9 protein-coding genes are annotated in these 6,084 nt (G+C 32.5%); 8 read left to right on the forward strand and 1 reads right to left on the reverse strand.

All coding sequences use genetic code 11. The annotated features are described in order from the left end of the window. The first annotated feature begins 294 nt into the window (after positions 1 to 294). The 7 genes from D0T60_RS14890 (at position 295) to D0T60_RS14920 (ending at position 5,253) form a co-directional block, all read left to right on the forward strand. Complete coding sequence (locus D0T60_RS14890; RefSeq protein ID WP_163218925.1) at positions 295 to 543, forward strand: SH3 domain-containing protein; 249 nt, start codon at positions 295 to 297, stop codon at positions 541 to 543. An 84-nt stretch (positions 544 to 627) separates the two neighbouring features. Continuing rightward, positions 628 to 1,206 carry a hypothetical protein gene (locus D0T60_RS14895; RefSeq protein WP_163218926.1) on the forward strand — a complete coding sequence of 193 codons (579 nt, stop codon included), beginning with the start codon at positions 628 to 630 and terminating at the stop codon, positions 1,204 to 1,206. A gap of 632 nt (positions 1,207 to 1,838) precedes the next feature. After that, on the forward strand, positions 1,839 to 2,267 hold the full coding sequence (locus tag D0T60_RS14900) for a hypothetical protein (protein ID WP_163218927.1): 429 nt from the start codon (positions 1,839 to 1,841) through the stop codon (positions 2,265 to 2,267). A gap of 29 nt (positions 2,268 to 2,296) precedes the next feature. Continuing rightward, positions 2,297 to 3,223, forward strand: coding sequence for a hypothetical protein (locus D0T60_RS14905; RefSeq protein ID WP_163218928.1), 927 nt, complete (start codon positions 2,297 to 2,299; stop codon positions 3,221 to 3,223). A gap of 104 nt (positions 3,224 to 3,327) precedes the next feature. Next, positions 3,328 to 3,480, forward strand: a complete 153-nt coding sequence (locus tag D0T60_RS14910) for a hypothetical protein (protein WP_163218929.1) — start codon at positions 3,328 to 3,330, stop codon at positions 3,478 to 3,480. Positions 3,481 to 3,691: 211 nt separating this feature from the next. Beyond that, a complete protein-coding gene (locus tag D0T60_RS14915; protein ID WP_163218930.1) occupies positions 3,692 to 4,765 on the forward strand; it encodes a DUF2931 family protein in 1,074 nt (357 codons plus the stop codon). A 167-nt stretch (positions 4,766 to 4,932) separates the two neighbouring features. Further along, the gene (locus D0T60_RS14920; RefSeq protein WP_163218931.1) at positions 4,933 to 5,253 is read left to right on the forward strand and encodes a hypothetical protein; all 321 of its coding nucleotides are present in this window, start codon (positions 4,933 to 4,935) and stop codon (positions 5,251 to 5,253) included. 279 nt (positions 5,254 to 5,532) lie between these two features. Here D0T60_RS14920 and D0T60_RS14925 read toward each other — a convergent pair whose 3' ends face one another. Then, positions 5,533 to 5,700: a hypothetical protein gene (locus tag D0T60_RS14925; protein ID WP_163218932.1), complete on the reverse strand. Its 168-nt coding sequence runs from the start codon at positions 5,698 to 5,700 to the stop codon at positions 5,533 to 5,535. Positions 5,701 to 5,737: 37 nt separating this feature from the next. On the opposite strand from D0T60_RS14925, the gene D0T60_RS14930 reads away from it, so the two are divergent. Further along, a partial coding sequence (locus D0T60_RS14930) for a terminase gpP N-terminus-related DNA-binding protein (RefSeq protein WP_407925798.1) occupies positions 5,738 to 6,084 on the forward strand: 347 nt, incomplete at its 3' end.

The following is a 6,084-nucleotide window of genomic DNA, read 5'->3' on the forward strand; positions in this document are numbered from 1 at the left end:
CAACTTATACAATATGCAATTAACCATTTCCACAAGATAACTTGTTGTCTTAAATCCACGTTTTGCTACAGGTAAATGAGGAATTATTTCATTGGTAATTGTATCTTTGCTGAGTACTTTATACATAGGGGGCATTATTGATTTGTTGTTTAGCGATTACAAAATTAACAAATGAAATATTTATACCTAATAATGTTTTTATTACCTAATGTAGCGACATATTCTCAATCGCTTTATTCCGAAGATACTATTATTTACTATAAAGTATATTGTACATACATTAATGCGAACAAAGTGAATATTAGAGATAATAGCAATACAAATAGTAAAGTAATTACTCAGGTAAATGTTGGAACCCTTGTTGAAATTATGAGGGTGGTAAATGAGGAAAATGTCATTTCCCATAATAGTAACAAATGGTATGAGATCAAGTTTAAAGAAGTATTTATGGAAATATATAATGAGAAATCAATATATGGAGAATTTCTTGAACCTGTAGAAAAATACAGTCAAAGTAGTAACAATCAAATTGCACTAATATGAAATCAAATAAGCATATACACATCTAAAATCTGAATTGAACATAAAACATCTGGATATTTCAGGTTGCTTATATTTATTTCTAAGATGAATAAGACTAAATTAATTTGTATTGCTTTCTCACTAACACTAATTAGTTGCGGAGCAGAATGGGGTTTGTACTATAATAGAGGATATATAGACGAATCAGGTATTTATGTACCCAAAAGACCACGATTTAGTATGAAGGAAAAAGTGGAAAATATTGCTTCATGCCTTCCTTTAGATAGTATTAATGTATATAGGTTAATACCTAAAAATCAATTTGAGGATCTTTCCAGTTCTTTTTTTTGTGTATTTTATCCTAATGGGAGGTATTTGGAATTAAGTATAGATACTGACTCTCTAAAAAAGAATCCTAAAATAAATAGTAAAATGTTTTATAAAAAGAAAGGATATTATTATTGCAAGAATAAACAGATACATGCACAAATATTTGATAATGATTTTTATACTTTTACTATGGGTGCATATAAGACACGCTTTTATAACTTGAATTCGATAGGTGATATGCTTACTTATGTGGGTTACAAAACAGGAATTTATACACATGGTGCTATGTCTCTATACGAATATGAAAAAATAGAGATACCCGAAAATTGGAAACAATATCCGGTTGATTGGTGAAGTGGGCAGATTGAGAAAATGCAGATTTGATAATAACATAATAAAGAAGGTATTTATTTTCACATTAATACAAATGGTAAATATGAGTAAAGAAATGCTCCTGTCTAAAATATCAAGCTACAGATTTCTTATTTCCAAAATAAATAAGACTAAATTAAGTTGTATTGCTTTCTCACTAACACTAATTAGTCGCGGAGCAGAATGGGCGTCTACTATAATACTTGAATATCTGAAAAATAAGGAACTGAAATGATAAAACTTTAAAAAATAAGAAACTATGAAATTGAAATTACCTTTATTACTTATATTGTTTCCATGCATGCAGTCGTGCAGTCTACAAATACTCGATAAAAATACTATAATTATGTATGAGGAGGACCTTTTGTCTGATTATTCTTACAAAGGATATGAAATCCATCCATTTGCCTATGATGATTACATCATGCCTTTTACTATTGGAGATGAGTGGTTAGTGTATTATCTGGATAGTGAATTTAATCCCATTTTAAAAAAAACATCAAATAGTAGATTCTATTAGGGTAAGAGACGAAACGTTTCGTGAGTATTCTCGTTATGTTACCATTCCTGTTTTTGAAGATGGAAGTGTTAGTCGTAAAAACTATCTTAATGAAATGATTTTTTTTAAAGGTTTTAAAACTTATAGTACAAATGTTCCAAACAAAAATTATTCTGATTTTGATGCAGGTATAAAAAAGAAACGTAAGTATGATGAACTTTTTTATTCTTGGAAATTGAATGGAAGAAGTTGTTGCTATACAGATAGAGTTTTGGAGAAAAAAGGAATAAATGAAATCTCCTTTTCGGCTGACTCTAAAAAGCAGGTATTAATTCGTCGATATGCAGTAAGATGCTGTTTGAATCTTTTTAGATATCATAATTTAGATTATGATGGTGATGGATTAGATGATCTTATTATTCACTTTCCAGCAGACAGAGATATAATCGTATTTCTACTTTTTCTTTCTTCTGAAGCCGACGAAGGCGAACTGTTAAAACATGTAGCCACTAAAATAATTAAATACGGAGAATATTGTGACTGAAAATAAATACTATTTTTAAATAAAAAGTTATGAAATTGAAATTACCTTTATTACTTATACTATTTCCATGCATGCAGTCGTGCAGTCAACAAATACTTGATAAAAACACGATAGTTGTGTATGATGATAACATCTTGCTGGATTATTCTTACAAAGGATATGAGATACATCCATTTATTTATAGAGAATACTACACTATGCCTTTTACTATTGGAGATGAATGGTTAGTGTATTATCTGGATAGTGAATTTAATCCCATTTTTAAAGAACATCAAATAGTAGATTCTATTAGGGTTCGTAATATGTCGAATAATCCTTGTAATGACATTACCATTCCTGTTTTTGAAGATGGAAGTGCTAGTAGTAAATACTATCTTGATAGAATGATTTTTTTTAAAGGTTTTAAGACCTATAATACAAATATGCAAAACAAGATTCCTGCAGATTTTAGTTATGATATAAAAGAGAGTAATAATACTGATGAAATTTCTCGTTTTTGGAAATTAAATGGAAAAAGCTATTGTTATACAAATAGAGCTTTGAAGAAAAAAGGAAGGAACGAAATAACCTTTTCGGTTGACTCTAAAAAGCAAGTATTGTTTCGTCGATATGCGGAAAAGTGCAGTTTGGGGAATTTTAAAGTCCATAGAATTGAAGATTATGATGGCGATGGGTTAAGTGATCTTATTATTAGAGCATGGGCATCAAATGGAATAGGATCTTTTCTGTTATTCCTTTCCTCTGAGGCCGACGAAGGCGAATTGGTTAAGCATGTAGCTACTAAAACGGTTGGGGATAGAAAATATCTTCCGACAACAGAAAATGAATCAACAGATGAAGATGAGTATGAAGAAGATGAGTATGAAGAAGATGAGTATGATGAAGATGAGTATGATGAAGATGAGTATGATGAAGATGAGTATGATGAAGATGAAGAAGTTTATATGGAAGATTGAAAAAAGATGAAAACAAACAGATACTCCACAAGGAGATGTGAATTATGAACAATTAGGCAAGTATCATCTCATTATAGGGCGTATTCGTAAATACGGAAGTAGGTATGAAGTGGATTCCAATTATATTCCCGCTTCTACCCTCTGGTTCTTTCGAAGAAATGCTATCTAATACATTAAGTATTATTTATGATCATAATAATATCCGTACAGTGATGCTTCAAATAGAATCTTTCCTGCGGATCATGTCCGAACTTTGAATTCGATTAAGTGCGTTGGAATATATTGATAGACATACAATCTTATGAGCAGAAATTTATTGAAAACTGGTAAATGAACTGAATGATTTTTATTCTTATTGCCAGAGGCTGAAGATCATCGGCCGGAAAAAAGTGAAGATTGAGAATGTGTTGGTAACGATGGAAAATTTTGAAGAGTGTATTAGTAAGATTATTGTAATTCAAATTGAGTATGAATAAAATTTATTTCTTAATATTTATTGTAATAATGACAGTTAGCTGTAATAGTGAACCGAAATATGATTGGTTACCAATGCTTTCTGTTCCTCGCGAATATCCTGTTTGGCTTTTTAGCGGAATATTAACCTATCCCGAAAAGGATGGTGTGCACATACTTCCTTGGCGTTTGGTAATGAGCGAGTGGGGAGAAGAATGTCCTGTAATTAATAGAGTTGGCCCGGATTTGAAAAGAGTTCCTGATGGATTAGGACTACGATGGTATTCTTATATTGAAAAGAAGTTTTATAGCGGTTTTATCAACCTTCCTAAAGAAAAAATGGAAGTTCTGTTTGCCGAAGGGTTCATAAACACGAGAAAACAAAAGGATACTTTTTATCGAATACTTGTTGGTATGGCGCCTTGTGGCGTTGTAAATGTTTGGTTGTATGGAGGGGGGACAGTTGTTGAAATAGGCTCTTATACTGTTGAAGAATTTCAACCTGACGATATAAACAATGTCATCAGAGATGGTTTCTCACTTTCGGAAGAGGAATTTGAAGAAAGTAATCGCAGAATGTTATTAGGCAAAGAATGGACATCTATATGGAATAATGCTGCAAAAAAACCAATTCCATGTGGGTTGTGGGATGTGGAATATCGGCATAAGTGTCAATCTCGCACTATTGTTAATCATCAAGATAATATTGGTGTTGTAGATATTATGATTATTACTTATCTGAATGGTGAACGCGAAACTTTGATACGAGAAGATCTTTATAACCTTGATTTTAAGGTGCGTCCTTGTATAAAATCGATTAGCCTTGATTGGTCTTCGGATAGACTGATAAAAAGGGGTGAGATTCAGTTTGATAGTGATGAGGTGATGGAAGCCTATAGCAAGGCTATAAATAGTGATAGGCCGTGCGAATGGATTATTGATATAAACAAAGAAAATGATCATATTAAAGTTTACTTTCACATACCCGGAGAATATAGGCAAAAATTGTTACATTCGAAAATAGGTCACTGGACTTTAAGCGAGTGCCATAGATATCTTTTTGATGCTTTTAAGAATGATGATGACTAAATAAAAAACAGGCAATGACTTTAAAAGTTTTGTGTACGAATTGAAATACCAATATTAGATAAAGAGAGACTGATTAAATTCACTGTGAAATAGGACGAAGTTTATGGAGAGAATGTTTATATTTGGAAGAGAAAAAATATCTATCTGTCAGATTCTGATTAGCACCAATGGAGATAACAAATAACATGTTTTTTTCTTATTATTTACTTGCATTGAAAGAGGCACTTTCTCAAGATGAAGTCAATTATGGCTTTTTTACAAAATCTCCAAGTTGGTTTTATCCAAAAGAGTTGTATGTTGCTTTAGAAAGATATGAGGAAAGTCATTATGATGAGTTTCCCTTATTAGAGAAAGTAGCTTGTTATTTTGATGCTAAATCGCATAATTTTCCTACAATTGAAAGCGTTGAAATAAATATCTATCGGGATTCCTTAATTGAAGAAGCTAAAGAGATCGCATTAAAGATAGGATTGGAATTTGTGGTTTAAAAATGGAGTAGTGAATGAAGGAGTATGATGTCTGAAGTGAATCTTAGATATTTAACATCTAATATGTAAAGATCTGATGGAAACGGGAAATGGCGAAAACGGAGCATTCCCACCCACTCCCATCGGTTCAATCCATCCACTTTTGGGGTTGAAAAAGGCTTGAAAAGGGCTTAAAAAACGGAGTATATCCGTTCATTTTTGCCAAAATCGCCTCAAATCGCCTCAAAAAACGGAGCATTGCCGTTCAGTGATTTTGATTGATACTAAAAGCATTCAAAATCATCCATAAAACGGAGTATTCCCATTCACATCGAAAAGAGAAATTGTTTGGTTGACAGCACTTTGCGACCGAAAAACGGAGTATATCCGTTCATCTTTTCCTTTGACTGCAAGTGCCGCACCAAAAAACGGAGCATTGCCGTTCACTTTCCTGTTCTTTATGTCCATATTGTATGTAGAAACAAATCTAACATACAATAATATTATGGCAGGAAAAACAAAAGAAATGAGCCAAATAAAACAGTTACTCCTTCTAAAGAAGCAGGGCTTCTCCAATCGGAAGATAGCCCGAATAATCGGCATCAATAAAGAGACCGTAAACCATTATGTAAACAAGGTTGAGAGCGATGATCTCAGCATCAACGAGCTCCTGAAACTCGACGATCCCGTACTTGAACATCGCCTGAAGGGAGGTAATCCTGCATATACAGATAATCGTTTTGCAACATTCAAAGAACTATTACCCTACCTACAGGAAGAGATGGATCGCAAACATGTCACATTGAAACTGCTGTGGGAAGAATACAAGGCAGAACATCCCGACGATCATTA

This window comes from Bacteroides sp. 224 (genome assembly GCF_010500995.1).
In the GTDB taxonomy this organism is placed as follows: Bacteria; Bacteroidota; Bacteroidia; order Bacteroidales; family Bacteroidaceae; genus Bacteroides.

Bases quoted from the DNA above. Each gene is read 5' to 3' on its own strand.
- D0T60_RS14915 (WP_163218930.1), top strand. From the start codon at position 3,692: ATGAATAAAATTTATTTCTTAATATTTATTGTAATAATGACAGTTAGC.
- D0T60_RS14905 (WP_163218928.1), top strand. From the start codon at position 2,297: ATGAAATTGAAATTACCTTTATTACTTATACTATTTCCATGCATGCAG.
- D0T60_RS14895 (WP_163218926.1), top strand. From the start codon at position 628: ATGAATAAGACTAAATTAATTTGTATTGCTTTCTCACTAACACTAATT.
- D0T60_RS14925 (WP_163218932.1), bottom strand. From the start codon at position 5,700: ATGGACATAAAGAACAGGAAAGTGAACGGCAATGCTCCGTTTTTTGGT.
- D0T60_RS14900 (WP_163218927.1), top strand. From the start codon at position 1,839: ATGATTTTTTTTAAAGGTTTTAAAACTTATAGTACAAATGTTCCAAAC.
- D0T60_RS14910 (WP_163218929.1), top strand. From the start codon at position 3,328: ATGAAGTGGATTCCAATTATATTCCCGCTTCTACCCTCTGGTTCTTTC.
- D0T60_RS14920 (WP_163218931.1), top strand. From the start codon at position 4,933: ATGGAGATAACAAATAACATGTTTTTTTCTTATTATTTACTTGCATTG.